General features: G+C 72.1%; 18 protein-coding genes and 1 pseudogene. 12 read left to right on the top strand and 7 right to left on the bottom strand.

Annotation, left to right across the window (positions count from 1 at the left end; genetic code table 11):
- Both BJF79_RS45185 and BJF79_RS45180 read left to right on the top strand, forming a co-directional pair.
- Positions 1–1,723 (top strand): FAD-dependent oxidoreductase (locus BJF79_RS45185; protein ID WP_262403519.1); only part of this gene is annotated, 1,723 nt, incomplete at its 5' end.
- Between the two features lie 95 nt (positions 1,724–1,818).
- On the top strand, positions 1,819–2,310 hold the full coding sequence (locus BJF79_RS45180; RefSeq protein WP_143220943.1) for a hypothetical protein: 492 nt from the start codon (positions 1,819–1,821) through the stop codon (positions 2,308–2,310).
- 408 nt (positions 2,311–2,718) lie between these two features.
- Here BJF79_RS45180 and BJF79_RS45175 read toward each other — a convergent pair whose 3' ends face one another.
- From BJF79_RS45175 to BJF79_RS54800, 3 genes are all read right to left on the bottom strand, one after another.
- Complete coding sequence (locus BJF79_RS45175) at positions 2,719–3,381, bottom strand: TetR/AcrR family transcriptional regulator (RefSeq protein WP_075906808.1); 663 nt, start codon at positions 3,379–3,381, stop codon at positions 2,719–2,721.
- Positions 3,382–3,526: 145 nt separating this feature from the next.
- A complete protein-coding gene (locus BJF79_RS45170) occupies positions 3,527–5,686 on the bottom strand; it encodes an arylsulfatase (RefSeq protein ID WP_075906806.1) in 2,160 nt (719 codons plus the stop codon).
- A complete protein-coding gene (locus BJF79_RS54800) occupies positions 5,683–6,993 on the bottom strand; it encodes an MBL fold metallo-hydrolase (protein WP_143220942.1) in 1,311 nt (436 codons plus the stop codon). The genes BJF79_RS45170 and BJF79_RS54800 overlap by 4 nt, the downstream gene beginning before the upstream one ends.
- 98 nt (positions 6,994–7,091) lie before the next feature.
- Here BJF79_RS54800 and BJF79_RS45160 point away from each other — a divergent pair, with 98 nt between their 5' ends.
- From BJF79_RS45160 to BJF79_RS64580, 3 genes are all read left to right on the top strand, one after another.
- The gene (locus tag BJF79_RS45160; RefSeq protein WP_075906804.1) at positions 7,092–7,748 is read left to right on the top strand and encodes a TetR/AcrR family transcriptional regulator; all 657 of its coding nucleotides are present in this window, start codon (positions 7,092–7,094) and stop codon (positions 7,746–7,748) included.
- A gap of 133 nt (positions 7,749–7,881) precedes the next feature.
- The gene (locus tag BJF79_RS64585) at positions 7,882–8,700 is read left to right on the top strand and encodes an MFS transporter (protein WP_262403518.1); all 819 of its coding nucleotides are present in this window, start codon (positions 7,882–7,884) and stop codon (positions 8,698–8,700) included.
- An 11-nt stretch (positions 8,701–8,711) separates the two neighbouring features.
- A complete protein-coding gene (locus BJF79_RS64580) occupies positions 8,712–9,395 on the top strand; it encodes an MFS transporter (RefSeq protein WP_262403517.1) in 684 nt (227 codons plus the stop codon).
- Here the strand turns inward: BJF79_RS64580 and BJF79_RS64575 are convergent.
- From BJF79_RS64575 to BJF79_RS45140, 3 genes are all read right to left on the bottom strand, one after another.
- A complete protein-coding gene (locus tag BJF79_RS64575) occupies positions 9,316–9,705 on the bottom strand; it encodes an arginase family protein (RefSeq protein WP_075906803.1) in 390 nt (129 codons plus the stop codon). The two genes, BJF79_RS64580 and BJF79_RS64575, sit on opposite strands and share 80 nt — an antisense overlap.
- Positions 9,609–10,559 (bottom strand): agmatinase family protein, encoded by a 951-nt coding sequence (locus tag BJF79_RS45145; protein WP_075906801.1) that lies wholly within the window; start codon positions 10,557–10,559, stop codon positions 9,609–9,611. The genes BJF79_RS64575 and BJF79_RS45145 overlap by 97 nt, the downstream gene beginning before the upstream one ends.
- A gap of 116 nt (positions 10,560–10,675) precedes the next feature.
- Positions 10,676–11,695, bottom strand: a complete 1,020-nt coding sequence (locus BJF79_RS45140) for a HEAT repeat domain-containing protein (protein ID WP_143220940.1) — start codon at positions 11,693–11,695, stop codon at positions 10,676–10,678.
- 381 nt (positions 11,696–12,076) lie between these two features.
- Between BJF79_RS45140 and BJF79_RS45135 the strand changes: the two genes are divergently transcribed.
- From BJF79_RS45135 to BJF79_RS45110, 5 genes are read left to right on the top strand one after another with little or no spacing between them, the layout of a single operon-like run.
- On the top strand, positions 12,077–13,636 hold the full coding sequence (locus BJF79_RS45135) for a chitinase (protein ID WP_075906797.1): 1,560 nt from the start codon (positions 12,077–12,079) through the stop codon (positions 13,634–13,636).
- A 9-nt stretch (positions 13,637–13,645) separates the two neighbouring features.
- A complete protein-coding gene (locus BJF79_RS45130; RefSeq protein WP_075906795.1) occupies positions 13,646–14,731 on the top strand; it encodes a carbohydrate binding domain-containing protein in 1,086 nt (361 codons plus the stop codon).
- Between the two features lie 11 nt (positions 14,732–14,742).
- Positions 14,743–15,948, top strand: coding sequence for an RNA-guided endonuclease InsQ/TnpB family protein (locus BJF79_RS45125; protein WP_075906793.1), 1,206 nt, complete (start codon positions 14,743–14,745; stop codon positions 15,946–15,948).
- Positions 15,867–16,316, top strand: a complete 450-nt coding sequence (locus BJF79_RS66215) for a carbohydrate-binding protein (protein WP_143220945.1) — start codon at positions 15,867–15,869, stop codon at positions 16,314–16,316. The genes BJF79_RS45125 and BJF79_RS66215 overlap by 82 nt, the downstream gene beginning before the upstream one ends.
- Positions 16,317–16,320: 4 nt before the next feature.
- Positions 16,321–16,917: a DUF305 domain-containing protein gene (locus BJF79_RS45110; protein WP_075906791.1), complete on the top strand. Its 597-nt coding sequence runs from the start codon at positions 16,321–16,323 to the stop codon at positions 16,915–16,917.
- On the opposite strand, the pseudogene dnaE reads toward BJF79_RS45110, so the two are convergent.
- Positions 16,904–20,430: pseudogene (dnaE, locus tag BJF79_RS45105) on the bottom strand (DNA polymerase III subunit alpha). The gene BJF79_RS45110 and the pseudogene dnaE overlap by 14 nt on opposite strands.
- A 158-nt stretch (positions 20,431–20,588) precedes the next feature.
- On the opposite strand from dnaE, the gene BJF79_RS45100 reads away from it, so the two are divergent.
- Positions 20,589–21,527: a LysR family transcriptional regulator gene (locus BJF79_RS45100; RefSeq protein WP_075906789.1), complete on the top strand. Its 939-nt coding sequence runs from the start codon at positions 20,589–20,591 to the stop codon at positions 21,525–21,527.
- A gap of 46 nt (positions 21,528–21,573) precedes the next feature.
- Entirely contained in the window at positions 21,574–22,380 is an 807-nt protein-coding gene (locus BJF79_RS45095) for an aminoglycoside adenylyltransferase family protein (protein ID WP_262403516.1), read from the top strand.
- Positions 22,381–22,606: the final 226 nt, after the last annotated feature.

Genomic DNA, 22,606 nt, shown 5'->3' with positions numbered 1-22,606 from the left:
GGGCGGTTCGCCCGTGTCGGGCATCGGGACGGACTCGGCGGCGCCCGCCGTCCGGAACAGTTCGAACACGCCGCGGTCGCGCGTGGCGGTGTTCGGCGGCGGCATGGGCGGGCTGACCGTGGCGCACGAGCTGGCCGAACGCGGCTTCCAGGTCACGATCTACGAGCGGAAGGCGTGGGGCGGCAAGTGCCGCAGCATGCCGGTGCCCGACACCGGGACCGGCGGCCGCGCGCCGCTGCCGGGCGAGCACGGGTTCCGGTTCTTCCCCGGCTTCTACCAGAACCTGCCCGACACCATGAGCCGCATCCCCCTGGCGGGCGGCGGCAACGCGGCGGGCAACCTCACCGACGGCTCCGAGGTCGCCGCGTTCTACAACGGCACCAAGTTCGTGCTGCCCGCGCGGGGCAGCATCATCGGCACGCTCAGCCCCGACTCGCTGCTGACGTTCCTCAAGACCGCCCTGGACGTCGGCGGGAAGGTCCCGATCGTGCAGGTCGGATACTTCCTGCAGAAGATGATCGCGTTCGTCACCAGCGGCCCCGAGCGGCGGCTCAAGCAGTGGGAGCACATGAGCTTCGCCGAGTTCGTGCACTCGGAGAAGCAGTCCAAGGCGTACCAGGAGCTCCTGGTCGACATGTTCACCAGCACGCTGGTGGCGGCCAAGCCCGACAAGGCGGGCGCGCACACCATGGGCAAGATGGCCGAGGCGTGGGTCTACAGCACGCTGGGCCTGGGCGGCTACAAGGCCCCGGACCGGCTGCTCAACGCCCCCACCAACGAGGCGCTCATCGACCCCTGGATCGCGCATCTGCGCTCGCTCGGCGTCCGGTTCCAGGCGGACGCGACGCTGACCGGCCTGTCCGTCGAGGGCAAGCGGATCAGCGGCGCGCAGGTCAGGGGCGCGGGCGGGACGACGAACGTGGAGGCCGACCACTACGTCCTCGCGGTCCCGGTCGAGCGCGCAGTCCCGCTGCTCAACGACGACCTGCTGGCCGCCGACCCGTCCCTGAAGTCGCTGCGCGAGCTGACGACCGACTGGATGAACGGCATCATGATCTACCTGCGGCAGCCGATCTCCCTGGCCAAGGGCCACGTCGCCTACACCGCGCAGCCGTGGGCGCTGACCTCGATCAGCCAGGAGCAGTTCTGGAAGAAGGACTTCCGCTCCACCTACGGCGACGGGCAGGTGGGCGAGTGCCTGTCCATCGACATCTCCGCCTGGGACCGCAAGGGCATCCTGTACGGCAAGACGGCCCGCGAGTGCACCGACGAGCAGATCTTCAACGAGGTCAAAGCGCAGATCCGCAAGGCGCTCCCCTGGGGCGGGATCATCCTGAACGACCTCAACATCCACTCCTACTTCATCGACCCGGCCATCACCGGCAACGGCACCGGGCAGGTCGCCAACGACGAGCCGCTCATGATCAACAAGCCGAGTTCGTGGTACCACCGGCCCGAGGCCGCCACCGGCCTGTCGAACCTGTTCCTGGCCTCCGACTACGTCCGCGCCGACATCAACCTCGCGACCATGGAGGGCGCGAACGAGGCGGGCCGCAAGGCCGCGAACGCGATCCTGGACGCCTCCGGCGTCGGCGGCGAGAAGGCCAAGCTGTTCGAGATGTACCTGCCCGACGAGTTCCAGGGCTTCTACGACGACGATGACGCGCGGTTCGCCGCGGGCCTGCCCAACCGCTTCGACCTCTGGGACCCGCACAAGCCCTGACCGTCCCCGGTTCCTTCGATCGATATCCCTCCGAGCCGCCGCTCGCGACCCGGCGGAGCGCGCCCCGCCGGGTCGCGGGCGGCCGGAAGGCAGCCATGCCGGACCACCCCCTGCCTTTTCATCTGGTGCTCGCCCTCCTGTCCACCGGGCTGTACTTCGGCGGGCTGGCCTACTTCAAACTCGCCGCCGACGGCATGCCGCCGCTGCGCGGCGACCGTCCGCACCGGCTGGCGGCGGCACTGCTCGGCAGCCGGTTGTGGGCGACCGGCGCGGTCGTGCTGGGCGGCGGCGCGACCGTCCAGGTCGCGGCGCTGACCGGGCTGACCCCGGTCGAGGCGCAGCCGATGTTCCTCGCGGGCCTGGCCGTCCTGCTCGTGTTCGCGGTGCCGATCCTCGGCGAACGCCTCGGGCTCCGCGAGTGGGGCTGCGTCCTGCTGCTGGCCGCGGCGACGCTGCTGTTCGCCCGGGACGCGTCGTTCGGCGCGCCGCTCGGCGCGGCGACCTTCCGGACGCGTCGGGGGCCGCGGCGCCCGGCGCCGCGCGCGTCCTGGCGGTGGTGCTGCCCTCGCTGCTCGCGCCGTCGGTGATGTTCCTGACGGTCGAACGCCCAGGCAAGGGCGTCCACGCGCGCCCGCTGACCGGGGTGGCGCTCGCCGTGAGCGTCGGCCTGCTCACCGGGACGGCCGAACTGATGCTCCTCGGGGCCGCCGACCTCGGGGCCTCCCCGCGCGCGCTTGCCGCGTCCCCGTACCTTTACCTGTTCGCGTTCACGGCCCTGCTCGCCTTGGGGCAGTTGCAGATCGCCCTGCAACGCTGCCGGTTGGCGGTCGTCGGGCTGGTCGCGACGGCCGTCGCCAAGACGTACCTGCTGCCCATGTCGGCCGTCCTCTACGGCGACCCGTGGCCGGGCGCGTACGGCGCGCTCGCGCTGGGCCTGTCGGTCCTGGCCGTCGCCGCGGTGCCGCACCACGAGCCCGTCCCCGCGGGGACGGCGGTCACTCGGGGGACGCCACCGCCGCCGCGTCCTCCAGGAGACGGGGAACCTGGTCGACGAGGTTCAGCAGGACCTCCTGGAGGAGCAGGTGAACCTGCGCCCTGGTCAGCCGCCCGCTCTTGAGCCACTCGCGGCTGGTGGCGACCGCGAGCGCGGCGTAGCCGTGGAAGGCCGCGCGGATCTCGGGGCGCTCCCGCGACAGCGGGGTGAGGCCGACGACCTCGGTCATGTGGTCGACGGCGCGGTCGCGGCCCTGCGCGAGGATCTTCTCCAGGTCCTCGTCGCCGCCCGAGGCGGTCATGTCGAGGGCGGCGACCCACGTCTCCCGGTTGCGTTCCAGCAGTTCGAGCCACGCGTCGAGGCTCTGCCCGACGCGGTCGCGCACCGCCGTGCCCTCCACGAACGCCGGGATCGGGATCGGCGGCACGTTCATCATCTGGCTCACGGCCGCCAGGTACAGGTCGCGTTTGGTGCCGAAGTAGTGGTTCAGCAGCCCCCGGCTGACCCCGGCGGCGGCCGCGATCTCGGTGTTGGACACCTCGGCGTACGGACGGCGGCTGAACAACCGGCGCGCGCACGCCAGGATCTGGTCGCGCCGCACGTCCGGCTCCTTGCGGACGCGTCGCGGCGGCGTCCTCCCGTCACCCGTCGCACCGTCGCTCATCCGGTCCTCACCGTCCTCGCCCGTCCGGGCTCCGACGATACCGGCCGCGGCCGCCGGGCAGCTCTTACTGACGTTGCGCCAATTACTGTCGGCATCGGGTCAACCTATCGCGGGCCGGGGCCGCCTTCGCACCGCTCTCGCACCGTCAGTCAAGGGCGATGTCGACCCGCTCGATCTCACCGCCCCGGAACGGGAAGGCGGGCGGGTGGTCCCCGACCGGGGAGCCGCTGGTCAGGCCGATGTCGAAGGTCTCGTCGATGGAGAAGATCGCGGGCGGGGTCGCGGCGATGCGGTCGGCGGCGGCGCGCGTCCCGTCCACCGTCAGGACGAGCGTGCCGCCGCGGCCCACGCCGTCGCCGTCCGCCGTGAAATCGACCCGCAGGATGTGCGGGCCCGGCGAAAGCGGCAGGTCGGGGGCCAGTTCGGCGGTCGCGATCTCGAAGGTGCGGTAGACGAAGACCGGACGTCCGGCGCCGTCCACGTACAGGGACCAGCCGGCCGCGCGCCCGCCCATCGTCGCGATGACCCCGCTCGCCCGGCCGGTCACGGTCACCGGCGCCTCGATCGTCCAGGACCGGCCGATCATGCGCGGCGCGTTGCTCTCGGGGATCCCGACCGCGCCCGGATGGTAGGTGAACCGCTTCCGCCCGGCGGCGAGGTTCGGCATGCGGGTGCGGGCGACGCGGGCGTCGCGCAGCGGCAGGATCCCGACGCGGCCCGCCTCCCGTTCGAAGATCGCCCGCAGTTCGGCGAGGCGTTCGGGTTCGGCGTCCGCGAGGTCGACGGCCTGGCTGAAGTCGGTTTCGAGGTCGTACAGCTCCCACACGTCGTCCTCGAACGGGCGGTCGACGCCGGGCCGCCCGACCGTCCACGGGACGCCGCCGTGGTGCGCCGACGCCATCCACCCCTCGTGGTAGATCGAGCGGTGCCCGTAGACCTCGAAGTACTGCGTGGTGTGGCGTTCGGGCGCGTCCGGGTCGTCGAAGGAGTAGACGAGGCTCGTCCCGTGCATCGGCTCCTGCGGGACACCGTTCACCGTGTCGGGCATCGCCAGCCCGGCGGCCTCCAGGATCGTCGGCGCGATGTCGTTGACGTGCGCGAACTGGCTGCGCAGCCCGCCGGAGGCGACGCCGTTCGGCCAGGTCAGCGCCATCGGGTTGCGGGTGCCGCCGAGGTGCGAGGCGATCTGCTTGACCCACTGGTAGGGGGCGGTCATCGCCCACGCCCACCCGGCCGGGTACTGCGGGTAGGACTCGGCGGTGCCGATCTCGTCCAGTTTCGCGAGGGTCTCGGCCGGCGACTCGGTGACGCCCTGGAGCGCGCCCATGTAGTTGACGCTGCCGGGCAGCCCGCCCTCGGCGCTGCTGCCGTTGTCGCCGACGATGTAGACGAACAGCGTGTCGTCGAACAGGCCGCCGTCGCGCTTCAGCTCCTCGACGAGCCGTCCGACCTGGACGTCCGTGTGCTCCAGGAACCCCGCGTAGACCTCCATCAACCGCTCGGCGAGCCGCCGCTCGTCGTCGCCGAGGTCGTCCCACGCGGGGATCTCGGCGGGACGCGGCGTCATGCGGGTCCCCGCGGGGACGACGCCGCGCTCGATCTGCCGTTCGAGGATGCGGTCCCGCTCGGCGTCCCAGCCGTGCGCGAACCGGCCCCGGTAGCGGTCGCTCCACTCGCGCGGGACGTGCAGCGGCGCGTGCGTCGCGCCCGGCGCGAGGTACAGGAAGAACGGACGGTCGGGGTTCATCGACCGCTGCATCCGGACCCAGCGGATCGACTGGTCGACGAGGTCCTCGGTCAGGTGGTAGCCGGGGTCGGACGGCGGTTCGACGGGCGCCGTCCCCTCGTACAGGGTCGGCTGGTACTGGTGGGTCTCGCCGCCGAGGAACCCGTAGAACCGGTCGAAACCCTGCCCGGTCGGCCAGCGGTCGAACGGCCCCGCCTGCGACGACTCCCACGGCGGCGACAGGTGCCACTTGCCGATGCAGGCCGTCGCGTACCCGGCCTGCCGCAGCATCGTCGCGATCGTGGCGGTCTCCGGGCGGAGCACCCCCTCGTAGCCGGGGTGGGCGTTGGCGCTGTTGAGGACGGTCCCGACGCCGGACGCGTGCGCGTCCCGTCCGGTCAGCAGCGACGCCCGGGTCGGCGAGCAGATCGCCGTCGTGTGGAACCGGTTGTAGGCGAGGCCCTCGGCGCGCATCGCGTCGAGCGTCGGCGTGGCGATCGGCCCGCCGAACGTCCCGGCGGCGCCGTAGCCGACGTCGTCCAGCAGGACGACGACCACGTTCGGGCGACGCCCGCTCATCCCCTGTCCCCGTTCCGGACGGCCGCCTTGCGGGCTTCGGCGACCCAGGCGCGGCTCACCCGGAAGTTGACCTGCGCCATCAGGGACGGTTCGGCGGCCGCGCGGCGCTCCAGGACGTCGACGTAGCAGTCCTGCGCGGCGGGGTCGGCGCGGTCGGCGAGGAACGCCCATTCGGCGAGGTGGCAGGCCAGGCGCGGGTCGGTGTCCTGGAGTTCGCGGGCGCGGGCGGCGAGCACGGCGGTGCCGCCCGCGAGCCGGGCGATCTCGGCGGCGCGGGCGTCCGCCGGGGCGGGCAGCAGGTCGGCCGGGTGGCCGTTCCACCAGCCGCCGTAGCGCCGCACGACGTTGCGGCAGATGAACTCCGGCCGGTCGTAGATCGCCTGGAGGCGCGGGTGGCGGGCCAGGTCGTCCGGGATCCGCAGCGACTCGACGATGTCGTCGGGCGTCCGTCCGGCGTTGAGGCCGTCGATGGCGTGCGCGACGATGTGCCGCAGGTAACGGGCCATCGCGCCCAGTTCATCCTGGATCGCGGCGGCGCCGTGCACCAGGTCGCCGTGCCCGGGGATGATCGTCTCGGGGCGCAGCGCGGCCATCGCGTCGGCGGCGTCGGCCCATTCCTCGGCGTAGCGCTGCACCTTCTTGGGGTTGCCCGCGTTGGGCAGGTAGCCGGTCACCAGGTCACCGGCGGCCAGGACGCGACGGTCGGGGGCCCACACCCACGTCGCGTCGTCGGTCTCGCCCTTGCCGTGGAACAGCTCGAACCGCTCGCCGCCGATGGTGAGCGTGAGCCGGTCGCGGTACGTCTCGTCCGGCCAGACGAAGTCGGACTCCTCGGACGCCCACGTCTTGCCGTCCGGTCCGGGGAGCTGCCCGTTGACGCGCCCGTTCAGCCCGGCGGTCTTCATGTAGCGGCGGAAATGCGCCGGGACGTTCTCGTGCGCGACGACGCGGGGGCGTTCGCCCGCGTCGAGGAACGCCCACAGCCCGAACGCGTGGTCGCTGTGCCCGTGCGTGTAGACGACGGTGTGCAGCGGCTTGTCGCTGACCGAGCGGACGGCCGCGAGCAGGGCGGGGCCGTCGCCCGCGCAGCCGCAGTCGACGAGGAGCAGGCCCTCGTCGGTCTCGAAGAGCGCGACGTTCACCATGCCGGGCTGGATGTAGAAGGTGCGCGGCGCCGCCTCGATGACGACCGGCTCCAACCCGGACCCGTGCTCCCTGGAGAAAATACGCCGCGCCTGCCCGGCACTGAACAATCCGAACGCCGATTCCGCGGTCTTCTGCTGGTTATCGGGAAACACCTTCAGCACACCTCCACGACGTCATGCCATAGCTCCCGGGGAGAGTAAGACACGTTTCTTAACACGTCAAGAGCCGCCGCCATCGGGGCTCTTGTAGGCTGACGGCCGTGAGCGACGGGAGCGGGACGGTCGGCACGCGGGACACCCGCGCGAAGCTCATCGACGTCGCCGAGCGGCTGTTCGCCGAGTTCGGCGTCGAGTCGGTGTCGCTGCGCACGGTCGGCATCGAGGCCGGGCAGCGCAACAACTCCGCGGCGCAGTACCACTTCGGGTCCAAGGACGGCCTGATCGCGGCGATCATCGAGGCCCGCTCGGCGGACGTGGACGCGCGCCGCGCCGAACTCGTGGACGCGCTCCGCGCCGGCCCCGCCGCACCGACCGTCCCCCAGCTCATCGACCTGCTGATACTTCCGCTGGCGGAGACGATCACCGCGTCCAGCGAGCGGACCTGGTACCTGCGTTTCCTCGCCAACGTCATGGACCACCCGATGCTCGACGCGCCGTGGGGGCCCGGACCGGCCGGTCCGCCGGACCCGCCGGGCCTGCGGTACATGCGCCGCGAGCTGCGCCGGCTGCTGCCGGACCTGCCGGACGCCGAGTTCGAGCGGCGGCTGCGCTGGCAGGGCATGACGGCGTTCCGGCTGCTGGCCGACTTCGAGCGGCAGCGCGCGACGACGGGCGCCGCGGCGTCCGCGGACCAGGTCGTCGCGGACCTGAACGCGATGCTCGCCGCGCTCCTGCGGGCCCCGTACCTCACCGCCTGAGCGCGGTTAAGAAACCACACTTAACTCGTCGGTATTCCGTTGCCGACGCATCCGGATTTTAGTCCCACTGAGCGGGATCGTCCTTGCGTGACCGGAGTCACTAATCGAACTTCGGAAAGCATTAAAAACGGCCGTGGAAGAACGCACGGCGCCGCGCAGCACCCGATCCGAAGGACCCCATGGCGCTCCGATCTCACCCCGTCACGGCGCGCCGCCCCGGCACCGCCTCCTGCTCGCCCTCGCCGTGATCATCCTGTTCTCGGAGATCGCGACCTTCGAAATCCTCATGGTCACCCCGGCCCTGCCGGAGATGGCCGCCCACTTCCGGACCACCGACATCGCCTGGGTGATCAGCATCGTCACCCTCGCCGGGGCGACCGTCATGCCGCTGGTCGGCCGGGCCGCCGACCGGTGGGGCAAGAAGCGCGTCATCCTCATCCTCGGCTGCGCGTTCCTCGCGGGCAGCCTGCTGTGCGCGACGACGACCTCGTTCCCGCTGCTGCTGGCCGGACGGGCCGTGCAGGGCGCGATGGTCGGGATCGTGGGGCTCTCCTACAGCCTGGTCCGCGACATCATGCCGCGCAGCTACGTTCCCGTCGCGCTCGGCATGGTGGTCACCGGGGTCGGCATGTCGGCCGTCGTCGGCCCGTTCGTCGCGGGCTTCCTCATCGACGGTTTCGGCTACCGCGGCGTCTTCTGGTTCCTGGTCGCCTACATGGCGGTGCTGCTCCCGCTGTACGCGGCGCTCATCCCGGAGAGCCCGGCCCGTTCCGACACCCGGATCGACTACCTCGGCTCGATCATGTTCGGGCCCGCCGTCGCGCTCGGCCTGTACGGGCTGTCCCGCGGGTCCGAGGACGGCTGGACGTCCCCGATCGCGCTCGCCCTGTTCGGCGGCGCGGCCGTCCTGGCGGTCGGGTTCGTGGTGCGGCAGCGGACGGCGGCGCGCTGATCGAGCCGCGGGTGCTGTTCGGCCGCCGCTTCGGCCCGACGCTGCTCGCCGTCGGCTGCGTGTCGTACATGATGAACGCGCACGCGCTGATGTCGCCGACGATGCTGCGGACGCCCGACGGCGCCGCCGGGACCACCTACGGCGCGGGGCTCTCGGCGATCGAGTACGCGCTGTGGACGGCGCCGCTCGGCCTCATGTCGATGGCCGTCGGGCCCGTCGGCGGGTACCTCGCCAAGCGGGTCGGCGCCCGGCGGGTGCTGATCGCCGCGGCCGTCCTGTTCATCATGACCATGTACGTGGGCGCGCAGCTCCCGAACGTGTACTGGCAGGTGGCGCTGAAGAGCCTGCTGGCCGGCATCGCGGTGGGCTGCCTGCACTCGTCGAACGCCAACCTCGTCCAGGACGCGCTCCCGGCGTCCTACAGCGGCGTCGGGAACACGATCGGCGCGATGAACTCGCTCATGTTCGCCTCGATCGGCAGCACCGTGACCGGCATCATCATGGCCGACCACGTGGTGACGACCGGGCGCGGCGTCGTGTACGAGCCCGGCGCCTTCACGAACGGCTTCTTCTTCGCGGGCGTCGTCGGGGCCGTCGGCCTCCTGATCGCGCTGCTCATGCGGCACGGCCGCGCGCCCGCACGGGGCGGGCTGGACGAGGGCGCGGACCGTCCGGTCGCGAAGGCGGCCACCTGATCAACCCCGCGGACGGTCGCCCGCGCGCGCCCGGCGCGTGCGGGCGGCCGTCCCGGGCCCGGCCGAGGCGGCCCGCCCCGACGCCCGCCGCGAGCGCCTCGCAGACCAGCCGGACGCCCAGCAGGCTCGTCACGTCCGACACGTCGTAGGGCGGCGACACCTCGACGACCTCCATCCCGAGCAGCCCCTCCGCCGCGAACCGGCGGACGAGTTTCAGCACCTCGCGCGGGTACAGGCCGCCCGGCTCCGGCCAGCCGGTGCCGGGCGCGAAACCGGGGTCGACTGCGTCGATGTCGAACGACAGGTACACGCCCTCCGCGCCGCCGCCCCACGCGACCTCCAGGGCCAGGTCGCGACCCGGTCGACGCCGAGCCGCTCGACGTCCTCGACGGTGATCACCACCGATCCGCCCTCCCGCGCCTCCGCGACGCCCGCGCGCGGCACCTGCCACCCGCCGATGCCGATCTGCACGAGGTTGCCCATGTCGAAGTGCAGCTCGTGCGCCGCCCAGTAGTACGGCGTGGTGTGCATCCGTTCGTCCAGGTCACGGCGCTGGGTGTCGAGATGGCGATCGAAGTGGATGACGCCGATCTTGCGGCCGAACGCGTTCATCACCCCGCGCGCCGTGGGGAACCCGATCGAGTGGTCGCCGCCGAGGACGACGGGGAACACGCCCTGGCCGACCAGATGCTCGACGCCCTTGGTGATCTGGTCGAACGCCTTCTCGATGTTCGCCGGGGTGACGAAGATGTCGCCGACGTCCACCATCGACAGCTGTTCGCGCAGGTCGACGCCCATCTCGTAGTAGTACGGGGTGTAGAGGGCCGAGATGTGGCGCATGCCCTGCGGCCCGAAGCGCGGACCCGGACGGTACGTCGTGCCGGTGTCGAGGGGCGCGCCGACGACCGCGACCTCGTACTCCCCCACCCGGTTCACGTCCTCCAGGTAGGGGGCCTTGAGGAAGGTGGTGATACCGGAGAAGTGGGGCAGTTCGCCACGCTGGAAGGTGGACGCCCGGTCCCGATCCTCGATCGAGTCGGCCGGGGGCAACCCGAGCCGGTGCGTCCGCCGCGCCTCCTCCCGGTGGCGCTCGTCGGTGATCTCCCGCTCGAACCGCTTGGCCCGCTCCCCCAGCAGCTCGTTCCGGTCGGTCGGCTCGCTCACGATTCCTCCCGATATGCGACGTTTGCCGAGGTGTTCCCGCAGGACGCCACGACAAGGTGCGTCCGGGGCCAAGGTGTCGCCAAGCCGCGCCGGCCGTCGGCCGTCGGCCGTCGGCGTCACGCGAAGGGGTCGCTGCTCCGCCACGGCGCCGCGTCGATGCCGAGCACGTCCCGCGCGTCCGTCCCGAGCATCTGCACCAGGCAGCGGTTCAGCCCCGTCCCGCCGTAGTCGACGTCGCGGATCCACGGCACGTCGTCCATGACGCGCGCCACGTCGTCGGTGACCGTGCCCGCGAGCGCGTCGAGGAGCGCGCCGGGCACCGGGTCGTCCACCAGGGCCAGCCACGCCACCGCGGCGCTCACCCGGATCTCGGCGGGCCGCCCCGCGTCCGCCCACAGCGCGCGGGCCCACGCGGCGGCGGACCGCGGGTCGTGGTGCTCCCGGGCCCGCTGCGCGATCGCCAGGACCAGGCCCGCCCGCACGTCCGGGACGTCCTCGACGGCGAGCCGGTCGCGCAGCGCCGCGGAGATCCCGGGCGCCGCCGCGGCGGCGGCGAGGACGTAACCGGACATGCTCCGTACCGCGGGTTCCGGATCCGCGAGCATCGGCAGGAGCATCGCCGCGTCGGCGGCGATCACGCCCCGCACCGCCTCGACCGTCCAGTGCGCGGGGTAACCCTGCGTGTCGTACATCTCTCCCTCGATGGCCCGGAGCAGACCGGCGCGCGAGCCGTCGCCGAAGTGCGGCCGCCGTCCCGTCGCCCCGAGGATGCACAGGATTCCGGTCCGCTGACGTGGGGACGCGGCCGCGATCCGTACCAGGAACGGCGCCGCCAGCGCCGCCGGGGCGTACGTGCCACCCTGGTGCCACAGGTCCGCCTCCAGGTCCCGGAGCGCACGATCGGCCGACTCGCCGTCGCTTTGCAGAGCGTCCAGATAATCGGGGACCTCGTCGACCGATCCGTAGGGGCCGCGGAACCGGCTCCACGGCAGCTCGCGGTACCGGAGGCCGTCCTTGACCACGGACGACAGCCCCGCGACCAGTACCCGCACGTCGAGGTCCGTGCCCTCGCACCGCTCCGTCCCGTTCTCCTCGAAGAGCGGGGCATAGGGCCCGTGCACCTGCATACCGCCCACGCGAACTCCTTCACCGATCGGGAGACGCCGATCATGCCGCACGCCGACACCGCCCGCCCCGCAAAGATCACAACGCGGCCGCCCGCGCTTGGGCGCGCACCGTCCGGCGGCGTGGCGGGTCGTCGGGCGGGTTGGCGGAGATCGCCGAAGGCGGAGGGGTTCTTCGGCATTGTTCGCCAATGTTGCGCGGGGGCGGCCGGTGGTTCGGGTGTCTAGCTGCGCTGGTTGAACTGGCCCGGCGAATCGGTCGTGGTCGAGGGTTGTCGGGGGACGAACTCGTGGTTAACGTGCCACCAATTAGGAAACCTTCCTAATAGATCGCGATCGCTTCGGGGTTCGGGGGAACGTCCGTCCGCTTCCTACCGTGCCGTGGAGTGAGTCTTGCGCACGCGTTCGTTCGTCGGCGTCCTCGCCGCACTGCTGCTCGTCCTGCTGGTCCCGCCGCCCGCGCTGGCCGCCGCCGCGCCGGCCGCGACGTTCGAGAAGACCGCCGACTGGGGGTCGGGCTGGCAGGCCCGGTTCACCCTGACCAACGGCTCCGCCGCCGCGATCGACGGGTGGCGCGTCGAGTTCGACCTGCCCGCCGGGACGAGCGTCGGCTCGTTCTGGGACGCGTCGCTGACCAGTGACGGGAACCACCACACGTTCACCGACCGGGGCTGGAACGCGACGATCCCGCCCGGCGGCGAGGTCTCGTTCGGGTTCCTCGGGAGCGGGCCGGGCGCACCGGAGAACTGCACGTTCAACGGGAGCCCCTGCACCGGCGCGCCGGACGGCGGCGGGCTCGGCGCACCGGGATCGCCGCAGGTCACCGGGCGGTCGGACACCTCCCTGACGCTGTCGTGGACGGCGAGCGCGGGGGCGCCCGACGGGTACCGGGTGTACGCGGGGACGGACGTCCGCGCGAGCATCACCGGAACCACCGCGACGATCGAGGGCCTGGAAGCCTGCACCACGCACACGTTCACCGTGAAGGCGTTCGACGCCGCGGGCGAGTCGGCCGGGAGCGACGTCACGGGGACCACGACCGGGTGCGCGACCGGGCCGCTGCCGCGGCACTTCCTCACGGGCTACTGGCACAACTTCGAGAACCCCGCGCAGGAACTGAAGCTGTCGGCGACGCCGGACGCGTACGACCTCGTCGCCGTCGCGTTCGGTGAGGCCACGTCCCAGGCGGGCGAGGTCGTGTTCGGCGTCGACCCCGGCCTGTCGGCGGCCGTCGGCGGGTACACCGACGCGCAGTTCAAGGCGGACGTCGCCGCGCTGCAGGCACAGGGGAAGAAGGTCATCCTGTCGGTCGGCGGCGAGAAGGGGACGGTTCGGGTCGACAGTGCGGCGGCCGCGGCGGTCTTCGCGGATTCGGTGTTCGGGCTGATGAACGAGTACGGGTTCGACGGCGTCGACATCGACCTGGAGAACGGGCTGAACCCGACGTACATGGCGGAGGCGCTGCGGTCGCTGCGCGCGAAGGCGGGCGCCGGGCTGATCATCACGATGGCGCCGCAGACGATCGACATGCAGTCGACCGGCCGGTCGTACTTCCAGCTCGCGCTGAACATCAAGGACATCCTGACCGTCGTCCACATGCAGTACTACAACTCGGGCGCGATGCTGGGCTGCGACCAGCAGGTCTACTCGCAGGGCTCGGTCGACTTCATGACGGCGCTGGCCTGCATCCAACTGCGCAACGGGCTGCGCGCCGACCAGGTGGCGCTCGGGCTGCCCGCGGGGCCGGGCGCGGCGGGCGGCGGTGTGGTCGCACCGTCGGCGGTGACGGACGCGCTCGACTGCCTCGCGCGCGGCACGAACTGCGGCGCGTTCCGTCCGACGCGGACGTACCCGGACATCCGGGGCGCGATGACGTGGTCGATCAACTGGGACGTCACCAACGGCGGCGGCTTCGCCCGGACGGTCGGCGCCCACCTCGACACGCTGCCGTAGGGGGACGACATGCGCGGTCTTCTCTTCGCGATGACGCTCGCGGCCGGTCTCCTCGTCGGGATCCCGGCGGCGCACGCGGCGAACGTCCTGGCCAACGGCGGGTTCGAGCGGGGGTCGCTGGACGGCTGGACGTGCGCGTCCGGTTCGGCGGCCGTCGGCGACCCGGTCCGGACGGGCGCGCACGCGCTGGCGGGCGGGGTCACGGCGGGCGGCAACGGACGGTGCGCGCAGCGGGTCCGGGTGCTGCCCGGCACCGAGTACACGCTGTCGGCGTGGGTGCGCGGCACCTACGTGTACCTGGGCGTGACCGGCGGCGAGCGCACGTGGACGCCGTCGGCGGCCGAGTACACGAAGCTGTCCGTGTCGTTCACGACCGGCCCCGACCAGACGGAGGCGGAGGTCTACCTGCACGGCTGGTACGGCGCCGGGACGTACTACGCGGACGACGTCGAACTGGACGGTCCGGGCGGCCCGCTCCCGGGCGTCCCGGCGACCCCGGGCGGTCTGCGGCTCGGCGCCGTCACCGCCGGTTCGATCGGGCTGACCTGGGGCGCCGTCGACGGCGCCACCGGCTACCGCGTGTACGAGGGGCCGGACGCGCGGGCGACGGTGTCCGGGACGTCCGCGACGCTCACCGGCCTGGACGCGTGCAGCACCCACACCTACGAGGTGGTCGCGTTCGGCGACGCGGGCGAGTCGGGGAGGTCGGCGGCGGTGACCGGGACGACCGAGGGGTGCGCGGACGCGGGCCTGCCGCGGCACGCGCTGATCGGGTACCTGCACGCGAGCTTCGCGAACGGGTCCGGATATGTCCGGATGGCGGACGTCCCGCCCGCGTGGGACGTCGTCAATCTGGCGTTCGGTGAGCCGACGACGCCGACGTCCGGCGACATCCGGTTCGAGCGGTGCCCGGCGAGCGAGTGCCCGAACGTGGAGAACGAGGCCGAGTTCACGGCGGCGATCCGGGCGATGCCTCAGCCTTCAGGCCGGGGAGGAGTCAGGAGCCTCCCGGCGAAGCCGGGGAGGCTCCTGACTCCTCCGGAACACCCGAAGAAACCTTCGGAACATCCACAAGATAACCCCATGAACATGTAAACTCACAGAGTGTGAGGACGGCGTATCGGTGCCGGGCGTACCCGGACCCTGAGCAGGCGGCGATCTTGGGTCGCACGTTCGGGTGTGTGCGGCTGGTGTGGAACAAGACCCTCGCCGAACGTGCCCGCGCCGATCACGCCCAGGGCAAGCGCACGTCCTACAAGCAGACCGACGCTGCACTAACGGAGTGGAAGAAAACGCAGGATCTGGCGTTCTTGTCGGAGGTGTCGAGCGTGCCGTTGCAGCAGGCGCTGCGGCACCAGCACACCGCGTTCGCCAATTTCTTCGCCGGGCGCGCGAAGTATCCCAGATTCAAGAGCCGCACCGGCCGCCAGACCGCGCACTACACCCGCTCGGCGTTCCGCATGCGCAACGGCGAGCTGCGGCTGGCCAAGACCACCGCGCCGCTCGCGTTCGTGTGGTCGTTCGATGATGTGGACGTGGCCGGGCTGGACCCGACCATGGTGGTGGTCTCCCGCGAGCCCGACGGCCGCTGGTACCTCACCTTCAGCATCGACACCGACGCCCCCGCCCCCGCGCCGCTGGTCGGGTACGCCATCGGGATCGATCTGGGGATCAAGGATTTCGCGGTGACCTCCGACGGGACCCGCATCCCCAACCCAAAGCATCTGGAGAAGAAACAGCGGAACCTGGCCCGGTACCAGCGGCGCATGGCCCGCAAGCAACCCGGCAGCAACAACCGCAGCAAAGCCAAGGACAAGGTCGCCCGCACCCACCGCAAGGTCCGCGACGCCCGCCAAGACTTCCTGCACCGCACCAGCACCAACCTGGTCCGCGAGGCCGACACGATCGTGATCGAAGACCTCGCCGTCACCAACATGGTCCGCAACCGTGCCCTGGCGCGGGCGATCGCCGACTGCGGGTGGGGCGAGTTCCGCCGCATGCTCGAATACAAAGCCGAACGCGCCGGGCGCACCGTGATCGTGATCGACCGCTGGTTCCCTTCCTCCAAGACATGCTCGTGCTGCGGGCACGTCCTGGAACACCTGAGTCTTTCCGCCCGGCGCTGGACGTGCCCGGGCTGCCGCACCCGCCACGACCGGGACATCAACGCGGCCAAGAACATCCTTGCGGCCGGTCACGCCGCAGCCGGGCGTCTGCCCCCCGGCGATGTCTGTGGAGCCGACGTAAGACGACCGGGGAACACCCCGCCGCCAACGGCACAGAAGCAGAAACACCTGCGGCGCGAGCCGTAGGAATCCCCTCCCTACAGGGAGGGGAGGAAGTCAAGAAGTGGACGCTGAACCTGCCGCAGCGGACGGGCAAGCACCTCGTCTACTCGATCTGGCAGCGGATGGAGTACAGCGACGAGGCGTTCTACACCTGCTCCGACGTGGACTTCGGCGGCTCCAACACCCCGACCGATCCCCCGACCGAACCGCCCACGGACCCGCCGACCGACCCGCCGACGGACGAGCCGTCCGGCACGTGGGCCGCCGGAACCGCGTACACCACCGGCGACACCGTCACCTACAACGGCACGACCTACGAGTGCCTGCAACCGCACACCGCGCTCGCCGGGTGGGAACCGGCGACGACGCCCGCCCTGTGGCGGGCCGTGTGACGCGATGAAGTACGCCGCGCTGGCGCTCATCGCGGCCTGCGGCCTGCTGCTGTTCGCGCGCTGCGGGGCCGGCGGCCCGTCCGCCGGCTCCGCCGCCGCGACCGCGCCGAGCGCGGGCTTCAACTCGACCGACGTGATGTTCCTGCAGATGATGGTCCCGCACCAGGCGCAGGGCGTGAAGCTGGCGGCGCTCGCCCGCGAGCATCCGGTACGGCCGGAGGTCCGGACGCTCGGCGCGGCGATCGAGTCGACGCAGCGCGCGGAGGCGGGGCGGATCGTCGGACGGCTGCGCGGCTGGGAGCGTCCGCTCCGGGCGCCCGCGGACTCGCACCACGCGCACGGCGGCGTCGTCCCGGAGACGACCGACGCCGAACTCGCGGCGCTGGCGCGGCTCCCGGCGGACCGGTTCGAGCGCGAGTTCCTGAACCTGCTGATCGCCCACCAGGACGACGCCGTCCAGCTCGCCCGCATGGAGCTGGGCGGGGGCGAGGACGCGTGGACGCGGGAGCTCGCCGGGAAGGTGGAGCGGTCGCGGACCGCGCAGATCGACCGGCTGCTCGACCTGGCCGGTCCGGCCGGGCCCCGGGTCAGGAGCGGGTGACCGAGTCCGGGCCGAGCAGCGACTTCACGTCGCCGAACAGCGCCGCGTCCGGGGCGACCCGGAACGGCGCCAGGTCGAACAGGACGCTCGTGGGGCCGCCGCGCCGGAGCAGCAGATGCAACGCGCGCGGCGCCCGGGTGGGACGCGAGGATCCGCTTCAGGTCGCGGACGAGCCGCGGCGTCACCCGCGGCTCCGCGACCGTGATCACGATGGGGGGTTCGGCGGCGTCGGGTCCGGTCACGTCCAGGACGGTCACCTCCTCGGCGTAGACGCTGATCGTGTCGTCGCGCAGGTTGATCCTTCCCTCCAGGGACACGACGCGATCCTCGGCGAGCGCATCGCCGTACAACATGTAGCTTTTCGGGAAGACGAGGCATTCGACGGACGCGTCGTGGTCTTCGAGGGCGACGATCGCCCACGGGTCGCCCCGCTTGGTGACCTTGCGCTGCAGGCCGGAGACGATGCCGCTGAGCCGGACGCGCCCGTCGGAGCGTCCGGACGAGAGCAGTTCGGCGATCGTGCGGTCGCGGTGCCGTTCGAGGATCGGCTCGGTGCCGTCCAGCGGGTGGCTCGACACATACAGGCCGAGCATCTCGCGTTCGTGCGCCAGCAGGGTGGATTTGTCCCATTCGCCGTCCGGGATCGCGACGGCGAGCGCTGTGTCGCCCGCGCCGTCGCCGTCGCCGGGGGCCGCGGTCGCGCCGAACAGCGCGTCCTGCCCGTGCGCCTCGCGCCGCTTGACGTCCACGACCGCGTCGGCGGCCTGCTCGTGGATCGCGACGATGCCCTTGCGGTGGTGGCCGAGCCCGTCGAACGCCCCGGCCTTGGCGAGCGACTCCAGCACCGCCTGTTGCACACCTGCGCGGGGACCTTGGCGAGGAAGTCGTCGAACGAGACGTACGCGCCCTTGCCCGCGCGCGTCCGGACGATCGCGTCGACGACGCCCGCGCGACGTTGCGGACCGCGCCGAGGCCGAAGCGGACGTCGTCCCCGACGGCGGCGAAGTCGAGGACGCTCTGGTTCACGTCGGGCGGCAGCACGCGGATGCCGATGCGGCGGCAGTCGGACAGGTAGACGCCCATCTTGTCCTTGTCGTCCCCGACGGAGCTGAGGAGCGCGGCCATGTACTCGGCGGGGTAGTTCGCCTTGAGGTAGGCCGTCCAGTAGGAGACGAGCCCGTATCCGGCTGTGTGCGACTTGTTGAAGCCGTAGCCGCTGAACGGGACGAGGACGTCCCAGACGGCCTTGATCGCGTCGGCGGAGAAGCCGTGGTCGCGCATCCCGGACGAGAACCGCTCCCACTCGGCGTCCAGGACCTCTTTCTTCTTCTTGCCCATGGCGCGCCGCAGCATGTCGGCGGCGCCGAGCGAGTACCCGGCGAGCCGCTGCGCGATCGCCATCACCTGCTCCTGGAACACGACCAGGTGGTAGGTGTCGCCGAGGATCGGTTCGAGGGCCTCCTCCAGTTCCGGGTGGATCGGCTCGACCTTCTGGCGGCCCGTCTTGCGCAGCGCGTAGTTGGTGTGGGCGTCCATCTCCATCGGGCCGGGCCGGTACAGGGCGTTCACGGCGGCGATGTCGGTGAACGTCGTCGGCCGCATCATCCGCAGCAGGACGCGCATGCCGCCGGAGTCGAGCTGGAACACGCCGAGCGTGTCGCCGCGCGCGAGCAGCTCGTACGTCGTCGGGTCGTCGAGCGGCGCGGTGCGGATGTCGATCTCCGTGCCCCGGTTCGCCTTCACGCCCGCGACGGCGTCGTGGATGACGGTGAGGTTGCGCAGGCCGAGGAAGTCCATCTTGAGCAGGCCCATGTCCTCGGCCTGCGTGAACGGGAAACCGGTGACGACCGGGCCGTCGGCCTTCGGGCGGGCGAGCGGCAGCACGTCCAGCAGCGGCTCGGACGACAGGATCACCCCGGCGGCGTGCACGCCCGTGCCCCGGGTGAGGCCCTCGACGCCGACGGCCGTGTCGATGACGCGCTTGACGTCCGGTTCGTCCGCGTACATCCGGCGGAGTTCGGCGGCCTCGCCGTGCCGCCGGTGGCCGGTGTCGTGGATGGCGGCGAGCGGGATCTCCTTGCCGCCCTCGGCGGCCGGGAACGCCTTGGTGATGCGGTCGCCGAGCGCGTACGGGTAGCCGAGGACGCGGCACGCGTCCTTCACCGCGGCTTTCGCCTTGATGGTGCCGAACGTGACGATCTGGCACACCCGGTCGTCGCCGTACCGGCGGGTGACGTAGTCGATCATCTCCTCGCGGCGGCGGTCGTCGAAGTCGAGGTCGACGTCCGGCATCGTGATCCGCTCCGGGTTGAGGAACCGCTCGAAGATCAGCCGGTGCTCGATCGGGTCGAGTTCGGTGATGCCGACGCAGTACGCGACCATCGACCCGGTCGCCGAGCCGCGCCCGGGGCCGAGCCCGATGCCGTTCTCGCGCGCGTGCCGGCAGATGTCGGCGACGACGAGGAAGTACCCGGGGAATCCCATGTCGGTGATGACGGACAGTTCGTAGTCGATCCGGTCGAGGACGTCCTGCGGCGGTTCGTCCCCGTAGCGTTCGCGGGCGCCCCGCAGCGTCTCGGCGCGCAGCCAGGACGACTCGGACTCGCCGTCCGGGACGGGGAAGCGCGGCATCAGGTCGCGATGGGCGAACACCTCGCCGTAGTCGCCCGCGCGTTCGGCGATCAGGAGGGTGTTGTCGCAGGCCCCGGGCACCTCGGCGTCCCACATCGCCCGCATCTGCGCGGCCGGTTTGACGTAGTAGCCGCTGCCGCCGAACCGGAACCGGTTCTCGTCGGCGAGGCGCTTGCCGGTGCCGATGCACAGCAGCGCGTCGTGCGCCTCCGACTGCGCCTCGGTGACGTAGTGGGAGTCGTTCGTGGCGAGCGGCGGCAGGTCGAGTTCCCGGCCGATCCGGATCAGGTCCTCGCGGACGCGGCGTTCGATCGGCAGGCCGTGGTCCATCAGTTCGAGGAAGTAGTTCCCGGGGCCGAACACGTCGCGGTAGCGGGCGGCGGCCTCGACCGCCTCCGCGTACTGGCCGAGCCGCAGCCGCGTCTGCACCTCGCCGGACGGGCAGCCGGTCGTGGCGACGATGCCCGCACCGTGCTCGGCGAGCAGCTCGGCGTCCATCCGCGGATACTTCTGGACGTGTCCCTCCAGCCACGCGCGGGACTGCAGCCGGAACAGGTTCCGCAGGCCCGGCGCGTCGATCGCCCACATCGTCATGTGGGTGTAGAGGCCGCGCCCGGACACGTCGCCGCCCGCACCGGTCGTCTCGTCCGACTTCCGCAGGGACGGGTCGTCGCTCCAGAACACCGGCTTGCGGTGGTGCCGCGACGCGGGCGCCACGTACGCCTCGATGCCGATGACGGGCTTCACCCCCGCCTTGTCCGCCGCGTGGAAGAACTCGTAGGCGCCGTGCACGTTGCCGTGGTCGCTCATCGCGACCGCGGGCATCCCCTGCCGCGCGACCTCGTCCATCAGCGGGCCGACCTTCGCGGCGCCGTCGAGCATCGAGTACTCGGTGTGCACATGCAGATGGACGAACGAGTCCACTACGCCTCCTGGTTGTCGCCGTTCCCTCGCCGCCGACATTCGACCCGCTGCTAAAGTCGCCCGTCCAACAATCGACACGCACGCAAGTCACATCCACCGGTTGTAAAAGGAGCTCGATGGACCTGGACCTCGGCGCGGTGCGCGCCTTCGTCGCCGTGGCGGAGGACCGGTACTTCGGCGACGCGGCCGCCCGGCTCGGGATCAGCCAGCAGGCGGTGTCGAAGCGCATCGCGAAACTGGAATCCGACCTCGGCACGGCGCTGCTGCGCCGGACGCCGAACGGCGCCGAACCCACCGACGACGGCGCGTCCTTCCTCGTCCACGCCCGCGCGCTCGTCGCGCTCGCCGACCAGGCCGTGGACCTCGTCCGCAGCCGCCACCGGGCGCTGCGCGTGGACGTACTGGGCACGCGCCTCGTGTCGGTCGAGATCGTCCGGGCGTTCCACGAGACGGTGCCCGACGTGGGCATCGAGATCGTCCGGTCGGGCGGGCTCGCCGACGCGCTGCCCGCGCTCGCCCGCGGGACGATCGACGCGTTCTTCGGCCGGGCCCTCGGCGACCTCGGCGACATTCGGGCGCGGCCCGTCCGGCTGGAGCCGCTGCACATCCTGGTCGGCCACGGGCACCCGTTCGCCGGGCTCGACCGGGTGCCGCTCGCGTCACTGGTGGACCGGGGCATGTGGATCCCGGGCGCCGCACGTCCCGGCACCGAATGGGCGGACTTCTACCGCGCCCTGACCGCCGAGTTCGGCGTGCCGATCGACACGTCCGGGCCCGACTTCGGGCTGGACGACATCATGGACCGCGTCGCCGCGTCCGACGAGCTGATCGGCGGCGGCGTCGGCGAGGGCATCCGCGTCCCGCCGCACCCCGGCATCGTGCAGCTCCCGGTCGTCGACCCGGCCCCGGTGTATCCGTGGTCGCTGCTGTGGCACCCGCGGAACCGGCACCCCGTGCTGCCGCGGCTGGTCTCGTACGCGGGCGGCGGCTTCCGCCCGTACCGGCCCGGAACCGAGTGGCTCCCGGAACCCGACCGTCCCGCGTTCTCGACGTGATCGGACCGGTGTCCCGCCGCCTGTCCGCTATGCCAGCATGGAGGGAATGGGTCAGGTTGACGAAGTGGTGAAGCTCGTCCGGGACGCCTTCGGCGCGGACCTCGTCGGCGCCTACCGGCACGGTTCGGCGGTCCTCGGCGGGCTGAAGCCGCACAGCGACGAGGACGTGCTGGCGGTCGTCCGGCGGCCGACGACCGGGGCGGAGCGGCGGACGCTGCTGGACGGGCTGCTGCCGATCTCCGGCGGCGGCCCGCGGCCGGTCGAGCTGACGGTCGTCGTGGAGACGGCCGTCCGGCCGTGGCGGTACCCGCCGGTCCGCGAGTTCCAGTACGGCGAATGGCTGCGGGACGAGTACGAGCGCGGCCTGGTCCCGGCGCCGGAGCCCAGCCCCGACCTGGCGCCGCTGGTCACGATGGTGCTGATGGGGAACGCGCCGCTGTTCGGCCCGCCGCCGTCGCGGGTGTTCGGCGCGGTGCCGCACGCGGACGTCGTCCGCGCCGTCGTCGGGAGCGTCCCCGAACTGCTCGGCGAACTCGACGGCGACGCGCGCAACGTCGTCCTGACGCTGGCGCGCGTGTGGGCGACGGCCGCGACCGGGGAGATCATGCCGAAGGACGCGGCCGCCGCGTGGGCGCTGCCCCGGCTGCCCGCCGAGCACCGGCCCGTCCTGGCCCGGGCGCGGGCCGTCTACCTGGGCGAGGAGGACGAGCGCTGGGACGACCTGCGCGCCCGGCTCCGCCCGCACGCCGAGTTCGTCCGCCGCCGAGATCGCCCGCGCCAGACCGACACCCGCCTCCCCGCGGGCGCCGGGCCGGGACGAGCAGGCGCAGCGCACCGGCGGCCAGGCCGGTGACGAGGACGATGTGCACCGCGAAGTGGACGGCCTCGAAGCGGGCGGCGAACGCGGGGCCGCGATGCCGCCGGACGTACCCGAGCAGCCCCGGGTCGGTGACCGGGAACGCGGCGGCGAACGCGGCCGGGACCAGCAGGAACGCGGGGTGCAGGAGGCCGAGCGGAAGGGTCGCCAGGGCGAGGGCGGTCGCGAGGATCCCGGCGCGGCGGTTCGCGGGCTCGGGCTG

The sequence above is a fragment of the Actinomadura sp. CNU-125 genome, assembly GCF_001942465.1.
GTDB lineage: Bacteria > Actinomycetota > Actinomycetes > Streptosporangiales > Streptosporangiaceae > Spirillospora.
This window is presented reverse-complemented; position numbering and strand designations above follow the sequence as displayed.

Excerpts from the sequence above, each read along its gene's own strand:
- BJF79_RS45100 (WP_075906789.1), top strand. The coding sequence starts at position 20,589 with ATGGACCTGGACCTCGGCGCGGTGCGCGCCTTCGTCGCCGTGGCGGAG.
- BJF79_RS45175 (WP_075906808.1), bottom strand. The coding sequence starts at position 3,381 with ATGAGCGACGGTGCGACGGGTGACGGGAGGACGCCGCCGCGACGCGTC.
- BJF79_RS45130 (WP_075906795.1), top strand. The coding sequence starts at position 13,646 with ATGCGCGGTCTTCTCTTCGCGATGACGCTCGCGGCCGGTCTCCTCGTC.
- BJF79_RS45095 (WP_262403516.1), top strand. The coding sequence starts at position 21,574 with ATGGGTCAGGTTGACGAAGTGGTGAAGCTCGTCCGGGACGCCTTCGGC.
- BJF79_RS45180 (WP_143220943.1), top strand. The coding sequence starts at position 1,819 with ATGCCGGACCACCCCCTGCCTTTTCATCTGGTGCTCGCCCTCCTGTCC.
- BJF79_RS45170 (WP_075906806.1), bottom strand. The coding sequence starts at position 5,686 with ATGAGCGGGCGTCGCCCGAACGTGGTCGTCGTCCTGCTGGACGACGTC.
- BJF79_RS45110 (WP_075906791.1), top strand. The coding sequence starts at position 16,321 with ATGAAGTACGCCGCGCTGGCGCTCATCGCGGCCTGCGGCCTGCTGCTG.